The sequence below is a fragment of the Pseudomonas sp. Irchel 3H3 genome, assembly GCF_900187635.1.
Lineage (GTDB): Bacteria > Pseudomonadota > Gammaproteobacteria > Pseudomonadales > Pseudomonadaceae > Aquipseudomonas.
In genome coordinates this window covers 115,820-135,749 of the sequence record NZ_FYEC01000011.1, presented here as the reverse complement: position 1 = coordinate 135,749, position 19,930 = coordinate 115,820, and the positions used below count along the sequence as shown (strand labels likewise).

At 63.5% G+C, this 19,930-nt stretch carries 19 protein-coding genes and 1 pseudogene; 17 read left to right on the top strand and 3 right to left on the bottom strand.

Annotated elements, in window-relative coordinates; all coding sequences use genetic code 11:
* Positions 1-5: 5 nt before the first annotated feature.
* On the bottom strand, positions 6-1,190 hold the full coding sequence (locus CKW24_RS14495) for an ABC transporter substrate-binding protein (RefSeq protein WP_095168869.1): 1,185 nt from the start codon (positions 1,188-1,190) through the stop codon (positions 6-8).
* Positions 1,191-1,347: 157 nt separating this feature from the next.
* On the opposite strand from CKW24_RS14495, the gene CKW24_RS28445 reads away from it, so the two are divergent.
* Genes CKW24_RS28445 through CKW24_RS14485 form a run of 3 tightly spaced genes read left to right on the top strand, consistent with a single transcriptional unit; the run spans position 1,348 to position 3,370 of the window.
* A complete protein-coding gene (locus tag CKW24_RS28445) occupies positions 1,348-1,470 on the top strand; it encodes a hypothetical protein (protein WP_256585469.1) in 123 nt (40 codons plus the stop codon).
* A gap of 2 nt (positions 1,471-1,472) precedes the next feature.
* A complete protein-coding gene (locus CKW24_RS14490) occupies positions 1,473-2,735 on the top strand; it encodes a sensor histidine kinase (RefSeq protein ID WP_095168868.1) in 1,263 nt (420 codons plus the stop codon).
* Positions 2,732-3,370: a response regulator transcription factor gene (locus CKW24_RS14485; RefSeq protein ID WP_095168867.1), complete on the top strand. Its 639-nt coding sequence runs from the start codon at positions 2,732-2,734 to the stop codon at positions 3,368-3,370. The genes CKW24_RS14490 and CKW24_RS14485 overlap by 4 nt, the downstream gene beginning before the upstream one ends.
* 154 nt (positions 3,371-3,524) lie before the next feature.
* On the opposite strand, the gene CKW24_RS14480 is transcribed toward CKW24_RS14485, so the two are convergent.
* Together CKW24_RS14480 and exaA are read right to left on the bottom strand one after the other, a co-directional pair.
* Complete coding sequence (locus CKW24_RS14480; protein ID WP_095168866.1) at positions 3,525-4,172, bottom strand: pentapeptide repeat-containing protein; 648 nt, start codon at positions 4,170-4,172, stop codon at positions 3,525-3,527.
* Positions 4,173-4,253: 81 nt separating this feature from the next.
* Positions 4,254-6,140, bottom strand: a complete 1,887-nt coding sequence (exaA, locus tag CKW24_RS14475) for a quinoprotein ethanol dehydrogenase (protein WP_095168865.1) — start codon at positions 6,138-6,140, stop codon at positions 4,254-4,256.
* A gap of 253 nt (positions 6,141-6,393) precedes the next feature.
* Between exaA and pedF the strand changes: the two genes are divergently transcribed.
* From pedF to CKW24_RS14405, 14 genes and pseudogenes are all read left to right on the top strand, one after another.
* Positions 6,394-6,855, top strand: a complete 462-nt coding sequence (pedF, locus tag CKW24_RS14470) for a cytochrome c-550 PedF (RefSeq protein ID WP_095168864.1) — start codon at positions 6,394-6,396, stop codon at positions 6,853-6,855.
* Between the two features lie 4 nt (positions 6,856-6,859).
* Positions 6,860-7,735, top strand: coding sequence for an ABC transporter substrate-binding protein (locus CKW24_RS14465; RefSeq protein ID WP_095168863.1), 876 nt, complete (start codon positions 6,860-6,862; stop codon positions 7,733-7,735).
* A gap of 8 nt (positions 7,736-7,743) precedes the next feature.
* A complete protein-coding gene (locus tag CKW24_RS14460; protein WP_095168862.1) occupies positions 7,744-8,505 on the top strand; it encodes a quinoprotein dehydrogenase-associated SoxYZ-like carrier in 762 nt (253 codons plus the stop codon).
* Between the two features lie 16 nt (positions 8,506-8,521).
* Positions 8,522-9,454, top strand: a complete 933-nt coding sequence (locus CKW24_RS14455; protein ID WP_095168861.1) for a quinoprotein relay system zinc metallohydrolase 1 — start codon at positions 8,522-8,524, stop codon at positions 9,452-9,454.
* Between the two features lie 151 nt (positions 9,455-9,605).
* Complete coding sequence (locus CKW24_RS14450) at positions 9,606-11,381, top strand: PQQ-dependent methanol/ethanol family dehydrogenase (protein ID WP_095168860.1); 1,776 nt, start codon at positions 9,606-9,608, stop codon at positions 11,379-11,381.
* Between the two features lie 139 nt (positions 11,382-11,520).
* On the top strand, positions 11,521-13,041 hold the full coding sequence (locus CKW24_RS14445; protein ID WP_095168859.1) for an aldehyde dehydrogenase family protein: 1,521 nt from the start codon (positions 11,521-11,523) through the stop codon (positions 13,039-13,041).
* A gap of 271 nt (positions 13,042-13,312) precedes the next feature.
* A complete protein-coding gene (gene pqqA, locus CKW24_RS14440; RefSeq protein WP_003253598.1) occupies positions 13,313-13,384 on the top strand; it encodes a pyrroloquinoline quinone precursor peptide PqqA in 72 nt (23 codons plus the stop codon).
* Positions 13,385-13,439: 55 nt separating this feature from the next.
* Positions 13,440-14,354, top strand: a complete 915-nt coding sequence (pqqB, locus tag CKW24_RS14435; protein ID WP_095168858.1) for a pyrroloquinoline quinone biosynthesis protein PqqB — start codon at positions 13,440-13,442, stop codon at positions 14,352-14,354.
* A 91-nt stretch (positions 14,355-14,445) separates the two neighbouring features.
* Positions 14,446-15,198, top strand: coding sequence for a pyrroloquinoline-quinone synthase PqqC (gene pqqC / locus CKW24_RS14430; protein WP_095168857.1), 753 nt, complete (start codon positions 14,446-14,448; stop codon positions 15,196-15,198).
* Positions 15,195-15,467, top strand: a complete 273-nt coding sequence (gene pqqD / locus CKW24_RS14425; RefSeq protein WP_095168856.1) for a pyrroloquinoline quinone biosynthesis peptide chaperone PqqD — start codon at positions 15,195-15,197, stop codon at positions 15,465-15,467. The genes pqqC and pqqD overlap by 4 nt, the downstream gene beginning before the upstream one ends.
* A complete protein-coding gene (gene pqqE, locus CKW24_RS14420; protein ID WP_095168855.1) occupies positions 15,445-16,587 on the top strand; it encodes a pyrroloquinoline quinone biosynthesis protein PqqE in 1,143 nt (380 codons plus the stop codon). The genes pqqD and pqqE overlap by 23 nt, the downstream gene beginning before the upstream one ends.
* 109 nt (positions 16,588-16,696) lie before the next feature.
* Entirely contained in the window at positions 16,697-17,860 is a 1,164-nt protein-coding gene (gene ercA, locus CKW24_RS14415) for an alcohol dehydrogenase-like regulatory protein ErcA (protein WP_095168854.1), read from the top strand.
* Positions 17,844-19,571: a NahK/ErcS family hybrid sensor histidine kinase/response regulator gene (locus CKW24_RS14410; protein WP_095168853.1), complete on the top strand. Its 1,728-nt coding sequence runs from the start codon at positions 17,844-17,846 to the stop codon at positions 19,569-19,571. Before ercA ends, CKW24_RS14410 begins: the two co-directional genes overlap by 17 nt.
* A gap of 90 nt (positions 19,572-19,661) precedes the next feature.
* Positions 19,662-19,846, top strand: a pseudogene (locus tag CKW24_RS14405) (TetR/AcrR family transcriptional regulator); the annotation flags it as partial.
* Positions 19,847-19,930 lie beyond the last annotated feature (84 nt).

Below are 19,930 nucleotides of genomic sequence, written 5' to 3'. Positions count from 1 at the left end.
CAATTTCAGGGAAAGCGGCAACTGACCTCGGGCTTGTCGTAACCCAGGCTGTCCATTTCGTTGAAGGGGTGCAGGAAACCTTCCTGGGGTGAAGTGCTGACCAGCGCCCGGGGCTGCACGATGGGGATGGGTTGGCGTAACTGGCCATTCCAGGGGCGATAGCTGAGCTTGCGGCCCTTGAAGCCGTCCAGTGGCAGTTGGTCGCTGAGTTGCAGCTCGCGGATCGCCATGGGGTCGGCGTTGCGCAGTTTGCTCACCGCACTGGCGATGCTGCGCACGGCCATCCAGGCGGCGAAATCGCGGTCGTTCATCCAGCGCCCGGCCAGGGCCTCGAAGCGTTTTTGCAGCTGCGCGGCGCCGTAGGTTTCCACGGTCTTGTGCCAGCCCACGGGAGTCAGGCCCTGGGTGCCGGCGACCGGGCGCGGGTACCAGGTCTGGTAGGGCACGTACTCGCCGAAATCGCCGCGCTCATCGGCCACCAGCACCACGTCATACTCGGCGGTCTGGGTGAACAGCGGCATGTCGGCCTGGGCGCTGCGGCGTTGGTCGTTGTCGAAACTCCAGGCCTTTTCTGCCACCAGTTGCAGGCCAAAGCGCTTGGCGGCGCGCCGCAGGGCGGCGGCATAAGCCTGGTCGTCTGCGGTCGGGCCGACGATCAGCAAGGCCCGCTGCCATTTGCGTTGCACCAGCAATTGCCCCAGGGCATCGGCGAGCATCGCCCGGCTCGGCAGACTGTGCAGCACGTTGGGCAGGCAGTCGGTGCTGCGCAAACTGTCATCCGGACTCCCGGCATTGAACAGCAGGCTGTCGGGCAATGCCGCGCTCAGCTGGCGCAGGCTGGACGCCGGGGCGTTGACCACAAACAGCCGCAGCCCTTGCTCATGCTGGGCCTTGGCGGCGTCCAGCAGGGCTTGCGGGGTGACGACGCTGGCGCTGAGCAAGTGGTAGCTCTGGTTGAGAAAGCGCCCGGTGCTGTTGCTGTCGGTGATCGCCAGTTCGGCGCCGCGCAGGCCGGCGTCAGTCGGTTCGCCAATCACGTTGGACAACAGCGGACCCGGGTCGGGGCGATAGCCCAGGTAGCCGATCTGCACCGGCAACGGTGGGGCCGCCGCCTGGCTTTGGCTCGCCACGCCGGCGGCGCAGGCAATCGCCAGCAGGTAGATCAGGGCGTAGGGGGCAAGCTGGCGCATAGGGCACTCCGTTCCAGGTAGCGCCAGCATAGGAAGCCCACGAGCAGGGGGAAATATGCAGAAAGTACCAGTCAGCCAGTACCAAGGTAGTAACTGCGCCAAGGCGGCGTGGTTTTAGCATGGGCAATAACGGCTATTTCAGTGGAGGCGATTGATCATGCGAATTCTCAAGGCGCTGCTCCTGCCGTTGTTGCTGATCCTGAGCATGATCGGCGTCGACCGCCTGCACGGTCCGCAACCGGTCGCAGCGCGGGTCATGCCCGCTCTACCGGGGCGCTAGGCGTGTCGGCCCTGTGGCGGATCAACCTGTGGGTCTGCGGCTTTTTTGCCCTGGTGACCCTGGGGTGCATGGGCTTGCTGCTGCATCAGGCGCTGGCAGATGTCGAGCGGGAACTGCAGTCGGCAGAGGCGGTGGTCGAGTATCTGAGCGAAAGCGCCGCACGCGACCCGGTCAGCCTGCAGCCCCGGCTGACCGAGGGCCTGCGTCACGTGCGGGTACGCTGGTTGCAGTCGGGGGAGGCGGCACAGGCTCCGGTGCACAAAGGAATGGATGCCTGGCTCGCCCGACTGCTGTTTGCCGAGCGCCTGCACAGCCCCCATCTGCTTGATCTGCGCGACGGCCGGCGGGTACAAATTGCCCTGGACCCGCGGGACGAACTCGATGAAGTCTGGGACTCGGTGCAGCAACTGCTCGGCCTGTGCGCCCTGGCGTTGCTCGTCAGCCTGGTCAGTATTCGCTGGGCGGTACGCCGTGGCATGAACCTGCTCGATGAGTTGCTGCGGGCCTTGCAGCAAGTGTGCGCTGGCCAGCTCAAGGTCCGTCTGCGCGGTACCGGCCTGGCGGAAGCGCGCCAACTGGCCCAGCAATTCAACCGCATGACCGAGGCCCTGGAACAGGCCCATGCCGACAATGCCCGGTTGACCCGCACCCTGTTGGCCGTGCAGGAGCAGGAGCGCACCCATTTGGCCCAGACCCTGCACGACGATCTTGGCCAGTACCTGGCGGGGATTCGCGCCCAGGCCTGCCTGCTGCGCCTGGTCGCGAACCAGCCCCAGACCATCGAGCGCACAGTGCGCGAGTTGGAGCACAACTGCGAACACCTGCAGCAGGGCTTTCGCGCCCTGGTCCAGGATCTCTATCCGGTAGTCCTGCAGCACCTGCCGTTGAGCGCGGCCGTGGGCTTGCTGGTGCAGCAGTGGCAGACCCGGCAGGGCATCGATTGTCGGTTGCGGGTCAGCGCCGATCTGCCGCTGCTGTCCGCACCGCACCAGACCCATCTGTATCGGCTGCTGCAAGAAGCCCTGACCAACATTGCCCGTCATGCTGGCGCCAGTCAGGTGCGGGTGCGCCTGCATCATTGCGGCGGACGATTGCGGGTGCTGGTGCGCGATAACGGTCGTGGTGCTCAGCAACCACAGCAACCGGGTGTCGGCCTGTATTCAATGTTCGAACGGGCCCGTTGCCTGGGCGGCGAACTGCGCATCATCAGTCAGCCCGGCGCCGGTTGGGCGCTGGCCTTGAGCATGCCTTTGGAGGTGTCATGAACATTTTGCTGGTCGATGATCACGCGGTAGTCCGCCAAGGCTACGCCAGCCTGTTGCGGGCGTTGTTGCCGGCGATCGAAGTGCGCGAAGCGGCCACTGGCGAGGAGGCGTTGAGCCGGGTCCAGGAGGCGCTGCCGAACCTGGTGATCATGGATTTTGGCCTGCCGGGCATCAGTGGCCTGGAAACCACCCGCCGCCTGCGCCATCGTTTGCCGCAACTGCGGGTGCTGTTTTTCAGCATGCACGATGAACTGCCGCTGGTGCGCCAGGCCCTCGATGCCGGGGCGTCGGGCTACCTGACCAAAAGCTCGGCGCCTGAAGTGTTGATCGAGGCGGTGCGCCGAATTCTCGCCGGTCACGCCTATATCGAGCAGCCCCTGGCTACCCAGTTGGCGTGCCACCCGCAACAGGACGCCAGCGATCCGCGCCTGCAAAGCATGACCCAGCGTGAACTGGAGATCTTCGTGATGCTCGCCAAAGGCACCCCGGCACGGCTGATTGCCGAGCAGTTGAGCATCAGCAGCAAGACTGTTTCCAATCACCTGACCTTGCTCAAGAGCAAGCTGCAGGTCAGCTCTCATGCCGAACTGGTGCACCTGGGGATTGATATGGGGGTGGTGCGGGTGGCTAGCTGACGGAGCATTCAACATCGATGTCGCTTGACACACCGCCATCGCGAGCAAGCTCGGCAGCTGCTAGGGGTTTAGTGGACGTATGCAAAATCTGCCGCTATCGAAAAATCCCACTGTGGGCACGAGCCAGGTGTTCGTAGATCGTGGGTAAAGCCAGTCATTTGTCCCAGGTTGTTGGACAGCCGATACACCCCTCCATGTTCGCATCCTGAAAGTTGCCGTAATGCTGGCGCGAGCCGCTGAGGTTGGCCTGGGCCAGGTTGCTTTCGCCGAACTTGGCTTCCTGCAGGTTGGCGTCGCTGAGGTTGGCGCCTTGCAGGTCGGCCTTGCTCAGCCAGGTCATTTCCAGGTCGGCGGCGCGCAGGTTGGCGTTGTGCAGCTTGGCGCCGGACAGGCGGGCGAATTGCAGGTAGGCGCCGCCCAGGTTGGCATCCTGGAATTGCGCGCCTTGGGCAAACAGGCCCCAGCCCTGGACCGCCAGCAGTGTCGCGCCGGTGAAGTCGGCCAGGCGCAGGTTGCTTTGTTGCAGGCTGGCGCGAGTCAGGTTAGCGCCTTGCAGTTGGGCCTTTTCCAGGTTGGCGAGGTCCAGGCGGGCGTGGCGCAGATCGGCATCGCGCAGGTCGGCGCCGCTGAGGTTCATGTTGCGCAAGTCCTGGTTGCTCAGGTTGGCGCCACGCAGATTGGCGCCGGGGCATTGGCTGTGGTCGGCGATGGTGCAGCCGTTGATGATCAGCGGGGTGTCCTCACCGTCGTCGGCGTGGGCGGCGGTGAGGCTCAGGAGAAGCAGCAGAGGTAGATAGTTCATCGCAAGGTTCTCGGAGGTGCCGATTTCCCTGTAGGAGCAAGCGGGCGCTCGCTCCTACAAAGTATGTGTCAGTAGCGAGGATCAGCGTTTGGCGGTCGGGTTATCCCAGCTCGGGATCTTGAACACCCAGAACGAGCCACCCTGGGCCACGGGTTTGGTCAGCTCGGCCATGTCGCCGCCCCACAACGGCACAGCACCGCCGTAACCGACGGTCACGCCGATGTACTGCTCGCCATCCTGTTCCCAGGTGATCGGCGGCGAGACGATGCCGCTGCCGGTCTGGAACTTCCACAGCTCCTTGCCGGTTTTCGCATCGAAGGCCTTGAAGAACCCGTCGCCGGTGCCGGTGAACACCAGGTTGCCCTTGGTCGCCAGCACGCCGGCCCACAGCGGCAAGGCCTCCTTGTGCTCCCAGACCACTTTGCCGGTGGTCGGGTTCATGGCGCGCAGGGTGCCGACGTGGTCGTCGTACATGCGCTTGATGCGGAAACCCATGCCCAGGTAGGCCGAGCCCTTCTTGTAGTTGACCTCTTCGGTCCAGTATTCCTCTTTCCACTGGTTGCCCGGGATGTAGAACAGCCCGGTGTCCTGGCTGTAGGCCATGGGGTTCCAGTTCTTGCCGCCGAGGAACGGCGGCGAGACTTCCACCGGCTTGCCCTTGGTTTCCCCTGGCAGGGGCTTGGCCGGGCGTTGGCCCTCGTTCTCCACCGGACGTCCGGTCTTGAGGTCGATGTGGCTGGCCCAGGTGATGTTGTCGACGAAGGGGAAGGCGTTCTGCAGTTTGCCGTTGTTGCGGTCGACCACGTAGAAGAAGCCGTTGCGGTCGGCGTGGCCGGTGGCCTTGACCAGTTTGCCGTCCTTGTCCTTGTAATCGAACAGCACCAGCTCGTTGTTGCCGGAGAAGTCCCAGGCATCGTTCGGGGTGTGCTGGTAGAACCACTTGACCTCGCCGGTGCTCGGGTCGACCCCGACCTGGCCTGAGGTGTAGAGGCTGTCGTAATCGTGCGGGTTGCCGTCCTTGGAGGTACGCGCCCAGGTGTTCCAGGGCCCGGGGTTGCCAGCGCCGACGATGATAGTGTTGCTTTCCGGGTCGAAACTGGCGCTCTGCCAAGGAGCGCCGCCACCATGGCTCCAGGCCTCGACCTTGCCGGTCTCGGTAGTCGGGTCATTGGGCCAGGACGGCGCCTTGACATCGCCCGTGGGGGTGCTTTCCTTGCCGTTCAGGCGGCCCATGTGGCCTTCGACGAAAGGTCGCATCCAGACTTCTTCGCCGGTGTCCGGGTCGCGGGCGAACAGTTGGCCGACCACGCCGAATTCATCGCCAGAGCTGCCGTGGATCAGCAGCACCTTGCCGCTGGTTTTGTCCTTGATCAGCACCGGGGCGCCGGTCATCGTGTAGCCGGCGGCGTGGTCGCCAAACTTCTTGTTCCATACGACTTTGCCGGTGTTCTTGTCGAGGGCGATCAGCCGCGCGTCGAGGGTGCCGAAGTAGATCTTGTCGCCGAAAATCGCCGCGCCACGATTGACCACGTCGCAGCACGGACGAATGTTGTCCGGCAGGCGATGGTTGTAGGTCCACAGGCGCTTGCCGGTCTTGGCGTCGAGGGCAAAGACCCGGGAGTAGGAACCGGTGACGTACACCACGCCGTCGCTGACGATGGCCTGGGATTCCTGGCCGCGCTGTTTTTCATCGCCGAAGGAGTAGGACCAGGCCGGGGTGAGCTTGAACACGTTCTGGTCGTTGACCTGGGCCAGCGGGCTCCAGCGCTGGGCGTTGGTGCCCATGCCGTATTGCAGCACGTCCTTGGTGGTCAGGTGGTCGTTGGCAATGTCTTCCCAGCTCACCTTGGCGCTGGTCGGGGCGGTGGCAGCGTACCCGGTGGTGCCCAGGGACAGGCCGCCTACCAGCAGGAAGGCCTGCACGGCGAGGGTCAGGGGGGAAAGGGCGGGTAGCGATCTTATTGTCATGGTTGCAGTTCCCAGTGGAGGTTTTGGCCTGCACAGGGTGCTGCGCCGTGTCGGTGGCGCCTACGGAAAAAGTCCCGCTGTGGCCGGGAAGACTTCCCGGTCGGGCTATGAATTGGGTGTGCGTCACAAGCCCTACTACCAAGGGAGTAGAGCGCGGCCACCAAAGCAGCATGGGGCTTGTGCCAAGGCCTTTCTAAGATGGCTGCCATAGCCTCTGCCAAGAGGTTTTGCGTGCAATCCTGAGGGCATAACAATGACAACAAAACGCAACGCCTTGCTCGTTGCCGGACTGCTGGCCGGCTTTATCAGTGCAGGTTCGGCCTGGGCCCACGGCAACGTGGTGCCACAAGCCGTCGAGACCCAGGGCCTGACCCCGATCAAGGATGCCGGCGTGACGCTGGATGGCGATGGCTGGGCCGCAGTGAACCCATACCGCACTTCGCCGGAACACGACAAGGCCGTGGCCATCGGTTCATCGGCCTACAACCAGAACTGCGCCGCCTGCCATGGCCTGGAAGCCAAGTCCGGGGGGATTGCCCCCGACCTGCGCATGCTCGACGCCGGCGATGCCGGGGACGAATGGTTCGTCGAGCGCGTGCGCCACGGCGCCGTGCGTGACGGTCGGGTGTACATGCCGAAGATGGCCGACTACCTGAGCCAGGAAGCCCTGTGGGCGGTACGCACCTACCTGGATAGCGTGCACGTCGAGGAGTGAGCCCATGCGCCTGCTCGCGGTGTTGATCAGTGCGCTGCTGCTGTGTTGCCCGGCGGCGCAGGCTCAGGTCCGGACGTATGACGAGATGATCGCCGCCGGGGAGTTGAAGGTGGCGGTGTACAAGGACTTTGCCCCCTACAGCTTCGAGGAAGCCGGGCAGCCCCGTGGGGTCGATGTGGAGCTGGCCCAGGCATTGGCCAAGGCTCTGGGCGTGCAGCTGCAACTGATCTGGGCGCCGGCCGGGGAAAAGCTCGACGACGACCTGCGCGATTACATCTGGCGTGCCAGTGCGTTGCACAACCAGCAACTGGCCGACCTGATGATGCGCGTGCCCTACGACCGCGACTTCGCGCAGAAACGCAATGAGCTGGGCGAGCTGGAAAACGGCCATGTGGTGATGTTCGGGCCGTACCAGAGCGAACAGTGGCAGGTGGCTTTTGACCGCCGGCGGCTGGACAAGGTGGCCAGTGTGGCGGTGTTCGAATACCAGCCGATCGGGGTCGAGGTCGACAGCGTGCCCTCGTTCTACCTGACCTCGGTGTTCAACGGCATGCTGGCGAAAAACACCCGGCACTATCCCGGTGTGCCGCAGGCCTTTGCCGCCATGCAGGCTGGAGAAGTGGATGCGGTCATGGCCATGCGCGGCGAGATCGACTGGCAATTGCACCAAGCCGCCGACCCGCAGTTGGCGCTGGCAGAGAACGCCTACCCGAACATGGGCAAGCAACGTTGGGAAATCGGCATGGCGGTGCACGAGAGCAACCGTCAACTGGCCTACGCCGTCGAAGAGGCGCTGGAAGGTTTGATCCGCGAGGGTGCGGTGCAAGCCCTGTATAGCCATTACGGCCTGCGCTACGACGTGCCCGAGATGTATCAATAGGAGCTGCGATGAACTGGCGAGCGAGTTGTCTGTTGGCCTGCTGGCTGCCGTTGTTGGCGGTGGCTGCGCCGGTCGACCCAGGGAAGGATCCGGTGCCGTCGGTGATGTGGGCCTTCTATCACAAGCAGATGCTCGGCGATGCGCCGTTCGTGTTCGATGAGCGGGTCAAGCTGCTGGCGCCACCGTTTGCCGAGGATGCGCGCCAGGTGCCACTGGAAATCGACGCCCGGGCATTCAAGGGCGAGGTGGTGAGAATCCTCGCCTGGGCCGAGTTGAATCCGTTGCCGAAGATCGTCGACTTCGAACCGCTCGGCGGGGTGCTGCCGTGGCTGGCGATCCGTATCCGTATCGAGCAGGCCACACCCCTGCGCGCGGCGGTGCAGACTCGGGACGGCCTGTGGCACGTTGGCTCGACCCTGATCGACGCCGCGGGTGGCGGCTGCACGGCGCCGAGTGTGGTGCGCAGCCAGCCAGGCTGGGAAGAACACATTGGCGAAGTGCTCGGTGGCCGTTATCCGCGGGACAGCTTCAGCCGCTTGCGCCTGCAGGTAGCCCATCCGATGGACAACGGCATGGTGGGCGGGATCCCGGAATTCTTCCTCAACCACGCTGAACTGCGTGACCAGGACGACCAGCTCATGGCCCGCCTGGAGCTGTTCCCTGCGGTCAGTGAAAACCCCAGTCTGGCCTTCGATATCGAAGGGGCAGGGCAGACGCGCCTGCTGCTGCGTGACAACAGCGGCAACCAATTTTCCGCAACCCTGCCCTGAGCCCAAGGAGTACCTGATGCGCTGGATGCTGTTGTTGTGCCTGTCGCTGAGCCTGCCGGCCCTGGCGGATCTCGACTATGTGCTCAGCCCGCGACAGATCGCCGAAGACACCTGGCTGCTGGAGGGCAGCACCGACAATTTTGCCAAGGCCAACGGCGGCAATATCGTCAACACCGCGTTCATCGTCACCCGCCAAGGAGTAGTGGTGATCGACAGCGGGCCCTCCAAACGCTACGGCGAGGCCCTGCGCAAGGCGATCGCAACGGTCACTGACAAGCCGGTGATCCAGCTGCTGTTGACTCATCACCATCCTGACCACGTGCTGGGCAACCAGGCGTTCAGTGATGTGCCCATTGGCGCCTTGCCCGGGACCACCGAGCTCCTGCAACAGCAGGGTGACGCCATGGCCGAGAACATGTACCGGATGGTCGGCGACTGGATGCGCGGCACCGAAGTGGTGCTGCCAACCCAGACCCTGGCGCCGGGGCTGAAAAGTTTTGGGAATCACGATTTGCAACTGCTGAGCCTGGGTGGGCATACCGGCGCAGATCTGGCTATTCTCGACCAGCGAACCGGCGTGCTGTTTGCCGGTGACCTGGTGTTTTATCAGCGAGCCCTGACCACGCCCAACAGCCCGGGGTTGTCGGTGTGGTTGGCCGACATTGCCACGCTGCAGGGTTTGCCCTGGACGCAAGTGGTGCCCGGTCACGGCCCGGTGGCCAGCGATGCGCGTCCGTTCGAGCAGATGCGCGACTACCTGGCCTGGCTCGACCAACTGCTGCGTGACGGTGCCGCCAACGGCAGCGACATGGGCGAGATGATCCGCAGCCCGATCCCCGAGCGCTTCGCCGCCATCAACCTGAGCCGCTATGAATTGATCCGCAGCGTCAGTCATTTGTATCCGCGCTATGAGCGCGAGCAGATGCAGCGGATTGACTCCACCCCGTAACCCCGTCGCATCGGCTACGGGCTCGACCCCCTACCAAGGAACTAACAATCTCCACACTGCGGGCAATTGTTGCCAGGGTCGTGGCGCTGAAGAATCTGCTCCAGACCGGGAAAATTTCCCGGGTATAACAAAAACCGCAGAGGTAGCCGCCATGACCCAACCCGCACGTCGCCAACCCTTCGTCCTGTGTGCACTGCTCAGCGCCATGCTGCTGTCCGGCACGGTCCTGGCCGCCGTCAGCGACCAGGACATTCTCCAGGACCCGAAAAACCCGGAGCAGATCGTCACCAACGGTCTGGGCGTCCAGGGTCAGCGCTACAGCCCGCTGGACACCCTCAACGTGAATAACGTCAAGGACCTGCGCCCCGTCTGGGCATTCTCCTTCGGTGGCGAAAAACAGCGTGGCCAGCAAGCGCAGCCGATGATCAAGGACGGCGTGATGTACATGACCGGCTCCTACTCGCGGGTGTTTGCGGTGGACGCGCGCACCGGCAAGAAGCTCTGGCAATACGATGCGCGCCTGCCCGATGACATCCGTCCCTGCTGCGACGTGATTAACCGCGGCGTGGCGCTGTACGGCGACCTGGTGTTCTTCGGCACCCTCGACGCCAAGCTGGTGGCCTTGAACAAGGACACCGGCAAAGTGGTCTGGAGCAAAAAAGTCGCCGACCACAAGGAAGGCTACTCCATCAGCGCTGCGCCCCTGGTGATCAACGGCAAGCTGATCACCGGGGTCGCCGGTGGCGAGTTCGGCGTGGTGGGCAAGATCGAAGCCTACGACCCGAAAAACGGCGAACTGCTGTGGAGCCGGCCAACGGTCGAAGGTCACATGGGCTACGTCTACAAGGACGGCAAGGCGGTCGAGAACGGCATTTCCGGTGGCGAAGCGGGCAAGACCTGGCCGGGCGATCTGTGGAAGACCGGTGGCGCCGCGCCGTGGCTGGGCGGCTACTACGACCCGGAAACCAACCTGCTGCTGTTCGGCACCGGCAACCCGGCTCCGTGGAACTCGCACCTGCGTCCTGGCGACAACCTCTACTCCTCGTCGCGCCTGGCCCTCAACCCGGACGACGGCACCATCAAGTGGCACTTCCAGAGCACGCCCCACGATGGTTGGGACTATGACGGGGTGAACGAACTGGTGTCGTTCAACTACAACGAAGGCGGCAAAGAGATCAAGGCTGCTGCCACCGCCGACCGCAACGGGTTCTTCTACGTGCTGGACCGCACCAACGGCAAGTTCATCCGTGGCTTCCCGTTTGTCGACAAGATCACCTGGGCCACGGGCCTGGATAAAAATGGCCGGCCAATCTACAACGAAGCCAGCCGACCGGGTGCTCCGGGCAGCGAGGCCAAGGGCAGCTCGGTGTTTGTCGCGCCGGCGTTCCTGGGGGCCAAGAACTGGATGCCGATGGCCTACAACAAGGACACCGGGCTGTTCTATGTGCCCTCCAACGAGTGGGGCATGGACATCTGGAACGAAGGCATCGCCTACAAAAAAGGCGCGGCATTCCTCGGTGCCGGCTTCACCATCAAGCCGCTGAACGAAGACTACATCGGCGTGCTGCGGGCAATTGATCCGAAAACCGGCAAGGAAGTCTGGCGCCACAAGAACTTCGCGCCGCTGTGGGGTGGGGTGCTGACCACCAAGGGCAACCTGGTGTTCACCGGTACGCCGGAAGGCTTCCTGCAGGCGTTCAACGCCAAGACCGGGGAAAAAGTCTGGGAGTTCCAGACCGGCTCCGGGGTCCTGGGCTCACCCGTGACCTGGGAAATGGACGGCGAACAATACGTCTCGGTGCTCTCGGGCTGGGGCGGTGCCGTACCTCTGTGGGGCGGCGAAGTGGCCAAGCGGGTCAAGGACTTCAACCAGGGCGGCATGCTCTGGACCTTCAAGTTGCCGAAGGAGCTCGTCGCCAAGCATTGATCCGGAGTTCACCGCATAACCCAGTACCAAATAACGAGAGCCCCCCTGCCAACGGCGCATACGTCTGGCACGAGGGGCTCTCTACTATCGGTGCATCGCCTGTTTGCCCGACAGGCATTGACCAAGACAGAGGCCCAGCATGATCTACGCACAACCCGGTACCCCAGGCGCTGTTGTTTCCTTCAAACCGCGCTATGGCAATTTCATCGGCGGTGAATTTGTTGCGCCGATCAATGGCCAGTACTTCACCAACACCTCGCCGGTCACCGGCGAGGTGATCGCCGAGTTCCCGCGCTCCAGCGCCGCCGACATCGACCGCGCCCTGGATGCCGCCCATGCAGCGGCAGATGCCTGGGGCAAGACGTCGGCCCAGGATCGCTCCCTGGTGCTGCTGAAAATTGCTGACCGCATCGAGCAGAACCTGGAAATCCTCGCGGTCACCGAAACCTGGGACAACGGCAAGGCCGTGCGCGAGACCCTCAACGCCGACGTGCCGCTGGCCGCCGACCACTTCCGCTACTTCGCCGGTTGCATCCGCGCCCAGGAAGGCGGCGCCGCAGAAATCAACGAGCTGACCACCGCCTACCACTTCCACGAACCCCTGGGCGTGGTCGGGCAGATCATCCCCTGGAACTTCCCGCTGCTGATGGCCGCCTGGAAACTCGCCCCGGCGCTGGCGGCCGGCAACTGCATCGTGCTCAAGCCAGCCGAGCAGACGCCGCTGTCGATCATGGTCTTCGCCGAACTGATCGCCGACCTGCTGCCCGCCGGCGTGCTGAACATCGTCCAGGGTTTTGGTCGCGAAGCCGGTGAAGCCCTGGCCACCAGCAAGCGCATCGCCAAGATTGCCTTCACCGGCTCGACCCCGGTGGGCGCGCACATCATGCATTGCGCCGCCGAGAACATTATTCCGAGCACGGTGGAGCTGGGTGGCAAGTCGCCGAACATCTTCTTCGAAGACATCATGAATGCCGAGCCTGCGTTCATCGAGAAGGCCGCTGAAGGCCTGGTGCTGGCGTTCTTCAACCAGGGCGAAGTCTGTACCTGCCCGTCCCGGGCGTTGGTGCAGGAGTCGATCTACGAGCCGTTCATGGCCCAGGTGATGAAGAAGATCGTCAAGATCAAGCGCGGCAACCCGCTGGATACCGAAACCATGGTCGGCGCCCAGGCTTCCGAGCAGCAATACGACAAGATCCTCTCGTACCTGCAGATTGCCCAGGAGGAGGGCGCCGAACTGCTTGCTGGCGGTGCGGCCGAGCGTCTGGAGGGCGATCTGTCCAGCGGCTATTACATCCAGCCGACCCTGCTCAAGGGTCACAACAAGATGCGCGTGTTCCAGGAGGAAATCTTCGGCCCGGTAGTCGGTGTCACCACCTTCAAGGACGAAGCCGAGGCCCTGGCGATTGCCAACGACAGTGAGTTCGGTCTCGGTGCCGGCCTGTGGACCCGCGATATCAACCGCGCCTACCGTATGGGCCGGGCGATCAAGGCTGGCCGCGTGTGGACCAACTGCTACCACTTGTACCCGGCCCATGCCGCATTCGGTGGCTACAAGAAGTCCGGGGTCGGCCGGGAAAACCACAAGATGATGCTTGACCACTACCAGCAGACCAAGAACCTGCTGGTGAGCTACGACATCAATCCGCTGGGGTTCTTCTGATTCCTTAAACACGACACAAAACCTGTGGGAGCGGGCTTGCCCGCGATGGGGCCAGCACATTCAACATCAATGTTGAACTGTACGACCGCTATCGCGGGCAAGCCGCAAGCGGGCGCCCGCTCCCACAGGTCTGAAGGTGTTACTGAAAAATTGCGCAACACCCCCTACCAAATCACCCCGCCAACTCCTTCGAAAGTAGCATTCGGTCACCTCAAGCCCCGTGCATTAATGCCTGTACCGGAATCGCCCGGCACAAGAAGAGGAATGACCCATGTGGACTAAACCCGCGTTTACCGATCTGCGCATTGGCTTCGAAGTGACGATGTATTTCGCCAACCGTTGATTGTCCACCCGGCCAGCCATAGCGTTGGCCGGGCCTGCCTTCTGGAGCAATGCCCATGCACATCCGTGTCCTCGGTTCCGCCGCCGGTGGCGGTTTTCCGCAGTGGAACTGCAATTGCCGCCAGTGCGCTGGCGTGCGCGCGGGCAGCCTGCGTGCGCAACGGCGTACGCAGTCCTCGATTGCCCTGAGTGACAACGCTGTGGACTGGTTGCTGTGCAACGCTTCGCCAGACATTCGCGCGCAGCTGGAAAGTTTCCCCGCGCTGCAACCGGCGCGCCGGCTGCGGGATACGGCGATTAACGGAATCATCCTGATGGACAGCCAGATCGACCACTGCACCGGCCTGTTGAGCCTGCGCGAAGGCTGTCCGCACACCGTGTGGTGCACCGAACGGGTTCATCAGGACCTGAGCAGCGGGTTTCCCTTGTTTGACATGCTGGCCCACTGGAACGGCGGCCTGCAGTGGTCACCCATCGGCCTGGACCGCGCGCCGTTCAGCATCGCTGCTTGCGCGCACCTTGAGTTCCGGGCCATCCCGTTGGTCAGCAACGCACCACCGTATTCGCCGAATCGTGGCAACCCGCAGCCGGGTGACACCATCGGTCTGTTCATCGAGGACCGGCGCAGCGGTGCGTCGTTGTTCTATGCCCCGGGCCTGGGCCAGGTCGACGACGAATTACTCGGCTGGATGCAGCGCGCCGATTGCCTGTTGCTCGATGGCACGCTGTGGCGCGATGACGAGATGCGCCTGTGCGAAGTCGGCCAGAGCCTGGGCCGCGAGATGGGGCACCTGGCGCAAAGCGGCCCGGGGGGCATGCTTGAGGTGCTGGAGGGCTTTCCACGCCAGCGCAAGGTGCTGATTCACATCAACAACACCAACCCGATCCTCGACCCGGACTCGGCCGAGCGGGCGGAGCTTGAGCGGCGCGGAATCGAAGTGGCCTACGACGGCATGCACATCGACCTGTAGGGCCTTTCGCCAGCAGGCTGACTCGGACCCTTGTGGGAGCGGGCTTGCCCGCGATGCCCCCAGACCTCACCGAACCGCCAGGAGAAGCACAATGATTGACCAGCCAATGACCCCCAGCGAATTCGAAGCCGCCCTACGTGCCAAGGGTGCCTATTACCACATCCATCACCCGTTCCACCAAACCATGTACGCCGGGCGTGCCACTCGCCAGCAGATCCAGGGCTGGGTCGCCAATCGGTTCTACTACCAGTTGAACATCCCGCTGAAGGACGCAGCGATCCTGGCCAATTGTCCAGACCGCGAGGTGCGGCGGCAGTGGCTGCAACGCTTGCTCGATCACGACGGCGCGCCGGGCAGCGAAGGCGGGATCGAGGCCTGGTTGCGCCTCGGCGAAGCCGTCGGGCTGACCCGCGAACAAGTGCTGTCCCAGGAGTTGGTGCTGCCGGGGGTGCGGTTTGCCGTGGATGCCTACGTCAATTTCGCCCGGCGCGCCTGCTGGCAGGAGGCAGCGAGCAGTTCGCTGACCGAGCTGTTCGCCCCGCAGATCCACCAGTCGCGCCTGGACGCCTGGCCCCAGCATTACCCCTGGATCGACCCGGCCGGCTACCAGTATTTCCGCACGCGCCTGGGGCAGGCCCGTCGCGACGTCGAGCATGGGCTGCAGATTACCTTGGCGCATTACGTCACCGCCGCCGGCCAGCAACGCATGCTCGACATCCTGCAATTCAAGCTCGATGTGCTGTGGAGCATGCTCGATGCCATGAGCCTGGCCTACGAACTGGAGCGCCCGCCGTACCACACGGTGACCAGCGCCAATGTCTGGCACCGGGGGATCGCCTTGTGAACCTGATCAAACACGAACAGGCACCCGTGCTGCGCCGTGGTTTTCGCCTGCAATGGGAACCGCGCCAGGACTGTCACGTGCTGCTGTACCCCGAGGGCATGATCAAGCTCAATACCAGCGCCGGGCAGATCCTCAGCCTGGTGGACGGCCAACGCAGTGTGGCGGCGATCATTACTCAATTGAGCGCCAGTTTCCCCGGGGTGCCGGGGATCGACGAGGATGTCCTGGCGTTCCTGGAGGTAGCCCATGCGCAATTCTGGATTGAGTGAAACGCCACCCGGTCCACCGCTGTGGTTGCTGGCGGAGCTGACCTATCGCTGCCCGTTGCAATGCCCCTATTGCTCCAACCCGCTGGATTTTGCCCGGCACGGCGAGGAACTGAGTACCGCCGAGTGGATTCGGGTATTCCGCGAGGCCCGCGACATGGGCGCCGCGCAACTGGGCTTTTCCGGTGGCGAACCGCTGGTGCGCCAGGACCTCGCCGAGCTGATCAAGGCCGCCCGGGACATGGGCTACTACACCAACCTGATCACCTCGGGCATTGGCCTGACCGAACAGAAAGTGCGGGATTTCAAAGTGGCCGGGCTGGACCATATCCAGATCAGCTTCCAGGCGGCCGACGAAGCGGTGAACAACATGCTCGCCGGCTCGCGCAAGGCTTTTGCGCAAAAACTGGCGATGGCCCGGGCAGTCAAGGCCCAGGGTTACCCGATGGTGCTGAATTTTGTCACGCACCGGCACAACATCGACCGCATCGAGCAGATCATCGAGCTGTGCCTGGAGCTGGAGGCCGACTTTGTCGAGCTGGCCACCTGTCAGTTCTACGGCTGGGCCGAACTCAACCGGGTGGGCCTGCTGCCGACCCGCGACCAGTTGCAGCGCGCCGAGGCGATCACCAAGGAGTACCGCAAGCGGCTTGAGGCGCAAGGCCATCCGTGCAAACTGATTTTCGTCACCCCGGACTACTACGAGGAGCGTCCCAAGACCTGCATGAACGGCTGGGCCAATCTGTTTCTCGACATCACCCCCGACGGCACCGCGCTGCCGTGTCACAGCGCCCGGCAGTTGCCCGTGGCGTTCCCCAATGTGCGCGAGCACAGCATCGAGCACATCTGGAATGACTCGTTCGGCTTCAACCGCTTTCGCGGTGATGCCTGGATGAAGGAGCCGTGTCGCTCTTGCGATGAAAAGCACAAGGACCTGGGCGGCTGTCGTTGCCAGGCGTTCATGCTCACCGGCGACGCCGCCAATGCTGATCCGGTGTGCAGCAAGTCGGCGCACCACGGGGTGATCCTCAAGGCCCGGGAAGAAGCCGAGGCACCCGGGCCGGGCATGGAGGCGCTGACGCTGCGCAACGAAAAGGCTTCACGGTTGATTTATCGCGGATAGATAGTCAGATCTGGTTCGCTCTGGGGGTACCCAATGGTCTGATTGCATTCACCACCGGATCGGTTAGTGTGGCTGTTACCTTTCAAAACAATAAAAAACAGGCTTTCCAATGAGCCAGAGTCTCAGCCAACTGCGTAAGTTCGTTTCCCCTGAAATCATCTTCGGTGCCGGTTGCCGGCACAACGTCGGCAACTATGCGAAGACCTTTGGTGCCCGCAAGGTACTGGTGGTCAGCGACCCGGGGGTGATTGCCGCCGGCTGGGTGGCCGATGTCGAGGCCAGCCTGCAGGCCCAGGGCATCGATTATTTCCTCTATAGCGACGTGTCGCCCAATCCGCGGGTCGAAGAAGTCATGCTCGGCGCCGAGCTGTACCGGGAAAATCACTGCGACGTGATTGTCGCGGTCGGTGGCGGCAGCCCGATGGACTGCGGCAAAGGCATTGGCATTGTGGTCGCCCACGGCCGCAGCATTCTCGAGTTCGAAGGCGTGGACACCATTCGTGTCCCCAGCCCGCCGCTGATCCTGATCCCGACCACTGCCGGCACCTCGGCGGACGTGTCGCAGTTCGTAATCATTTCCAACCAGCAGGAGCGCATGAAGTTTTCCATCGTCAGCAAGGCGGTGGTGCCTGACGTGTCGCTGATCGACCCGGAAACCACCCTGAGCATGGACCCGTTCCTGTCGGCCTGTACTGGCATTGACGCGTTGGTGCATGCCATCGAAGCCTTCGTGTCCACCGGGCACGGGCCGCTGACCGACCCCCACGCCCTGGAAGCGATGCGGCTGATCAACGGCAACCTGGTGCAGATGATCGCCAACCCGGCGGACATCGCCCTGCGGGAAAAAATCATGCTCGGCAGCATGCAGGCCGGGCTGGCGTTCTCCAATGCGATCCTGGGGGCGGTGCATGCCATGTCCCACAGCCTCGGCGGCTTTCTCGACCTGCCGCACGGGCTGTGCAACGCGGTGCTGGTGGAGCACGTGGTGGCGTTCAACTACAGCTCGGCGCCGGAGCGCTTCAAGGTGATCGCCGAGACCTTTGGCATCGACTGCCGTGGCCTCAATCACCGGCAGATCTGCGGGCGCCTGGTGGAGCACCTGATCGCGCTCAAGCACGCCATCGGTTTCCACGAAACCCTGGGCCTGCATGGGGTCAGTACGGCGGACATCCCGTTTCTCTCGCAACACGCGATGGATGACCCGTGCATCCTCACCAATCCGCGCGAGTCCAGTCAGCGGGATGTCGAGGTCGTCTATGGCGAAGCCCTCTGAGCAGCAGCAACAGGCGCTGGCCGGGCTGCTGGGGCTGGGCAACCACTCGGCCCGCAAGAGTCATTACCCGGAACTGGCGGCGCGCCTGCAAGAGCTGGAAGCCGAGCGCAATCGCTACAAGTGGCTGTTTGAAAACGCCGTGCACGGTGTGTTCCAGGCCAGCTTGCTGGAAGGCATGCGTGCGGCCAACCCGGCGTTGGCGCGGATGCTCGGCTACACAGACCCGCAGGATGTCCTGTTCTCCCTGACGGACCTGGCCGACACGCTGTTTGTCGGCGGCGCCCGCGAGCTGGAGCAGATCCGCGAGATCCTGCAGCGCGAGCGCAGCCTGCTGGGCTACGAAACCCAACTGCGGCGCAAGGACGGCAGCGCACTGGACGTGCTGATGAACCTGTTGCTCAAGCCCGATCAGGAGGGCTTGGTGGAAGGGTTTGTCGCCGACATCACCGAACGCAAGCTGGCCCAGGAGCGCCTGCAACAGCTCAATGACCAACTGGAGCAACGGGTCACCGCACGCACCGACGAATTGCTCGAGGCCAACCGCAACCTGCAACAGCAGATCGCCGAGCGCGAGCAGATCGAGCAAGCCCTGCGTGATGCCCGGGACGCCGCCCAGGCCGCCAACCACAGCAAGGACAAGTACCTGGCCGCGGCCAGTCACGACCTGCTGCAACCGCTAAACGCCGCGCGGCTGCTGGTTTCGACCCTGCGCGAGCGGCATCTGCCCGAGGTCGAGCAGGTGTTGGTGGAGCGCACTCACCAGGCCCTGGAAGGGGCCGAGGATTTGCTCACTGACTTGCTGGATATCTCGCGCCTGGATCAGGCAGCGGTAAAACCCGACGTCGCCCTGTATCGGCTCGACGAATTGCTCGGCCCGCTGGTCTCGGAGTTCCAGTCGGTGGCTGAAGCCGCCGGGCTGAATTTGCGGGTGCGCATGGGTGACTTCGGGATCCGTACCGACCTGCGACTGATGACCCGCATCCTGCGCAACTTCCTCAGCAACGCCTGCCGCTACACCGAGCAGGGCAGCATCCTGCTGGCCGCTCGCCGGCGGGGCGCGCTGTTGCGCCTGGAAGTCTGGGATACCGGGCGTGGGATTGCGGCAGATCGCTTGGAATCGATCTTCCTCGAATTCAATCAACTGGATGTCGGCCGCGCGGCCGACCGCAAGGGCGTCGGCCTTGGGCTGGCGATCGTCGAGCGGATCGCCAAGATCCTCGATTACCGGGTCCAGGTGCATTCCTTGCCAGGACGCGGTTCGATGTTCAGCATCGATGTGCCGATTTCCGACGACATCCCTCTGCCCATCAGCCTCGCGGTGCCCCAGGCGGGCACCGGCAATCCGCTGCCGGGCCGACGGTTGCTGGTGCTGGACAACGAAGTGAGCATCCTGCAGAGCATGAGCGCGTTGCTCGGGCAGTGGGGCTGCGAAGTGGTCACGGCCACCGATGAAAGCTCGGCCCTGAGCAACTTGATGGGCCAGGCTCCGGAGTTGATTCTGGCGGACTATCACCTGGACCACGGGGTAGTGGGCTGTGAGGTGGTGCGGCATTTGCGCGAGCATTTCCAGCAGGTGATCCCGGCAGTGATCATCACCGCCGACCGCACTGACCAATGCCGGCAATCCTTGCAGAAACTCGATGCGCCGCTGCTGAACAAACCGGTGAAGCCCGGCAAGTTGCGCGCGGTGTTGAGCCAGTTGCTGGGTTGAGCGGTAATCATTGGCGGCCCTGGGCGTACACGTTTCGTTTCGTGTGTCGCCAATGCTAGTCTTGGACAATGCCGCTGACAGGGAGCCCCCATGGGCAATCACAAGATCGAGATCCGTCGCAGCAACGTCGAGAAAATCCTCCTGGCCGCGGAAAAAGTCTTCGCCGAAAAAGGCTTTGGCAGCACCGCGATGGCGGACATCGCCAGGGAAGTGCAACTGCCACGCTCCAACCTGCATTACTACTTCAGCACCAAGACCGAACTCTACAGCGCGGTGCTCTTCGACTTGCTGGAAGTGTGGAAGCAGGACGCGCTGTGCTTCGAGATGTTCGACGATCCGCGGGTGGTCCTGAGCAGCTA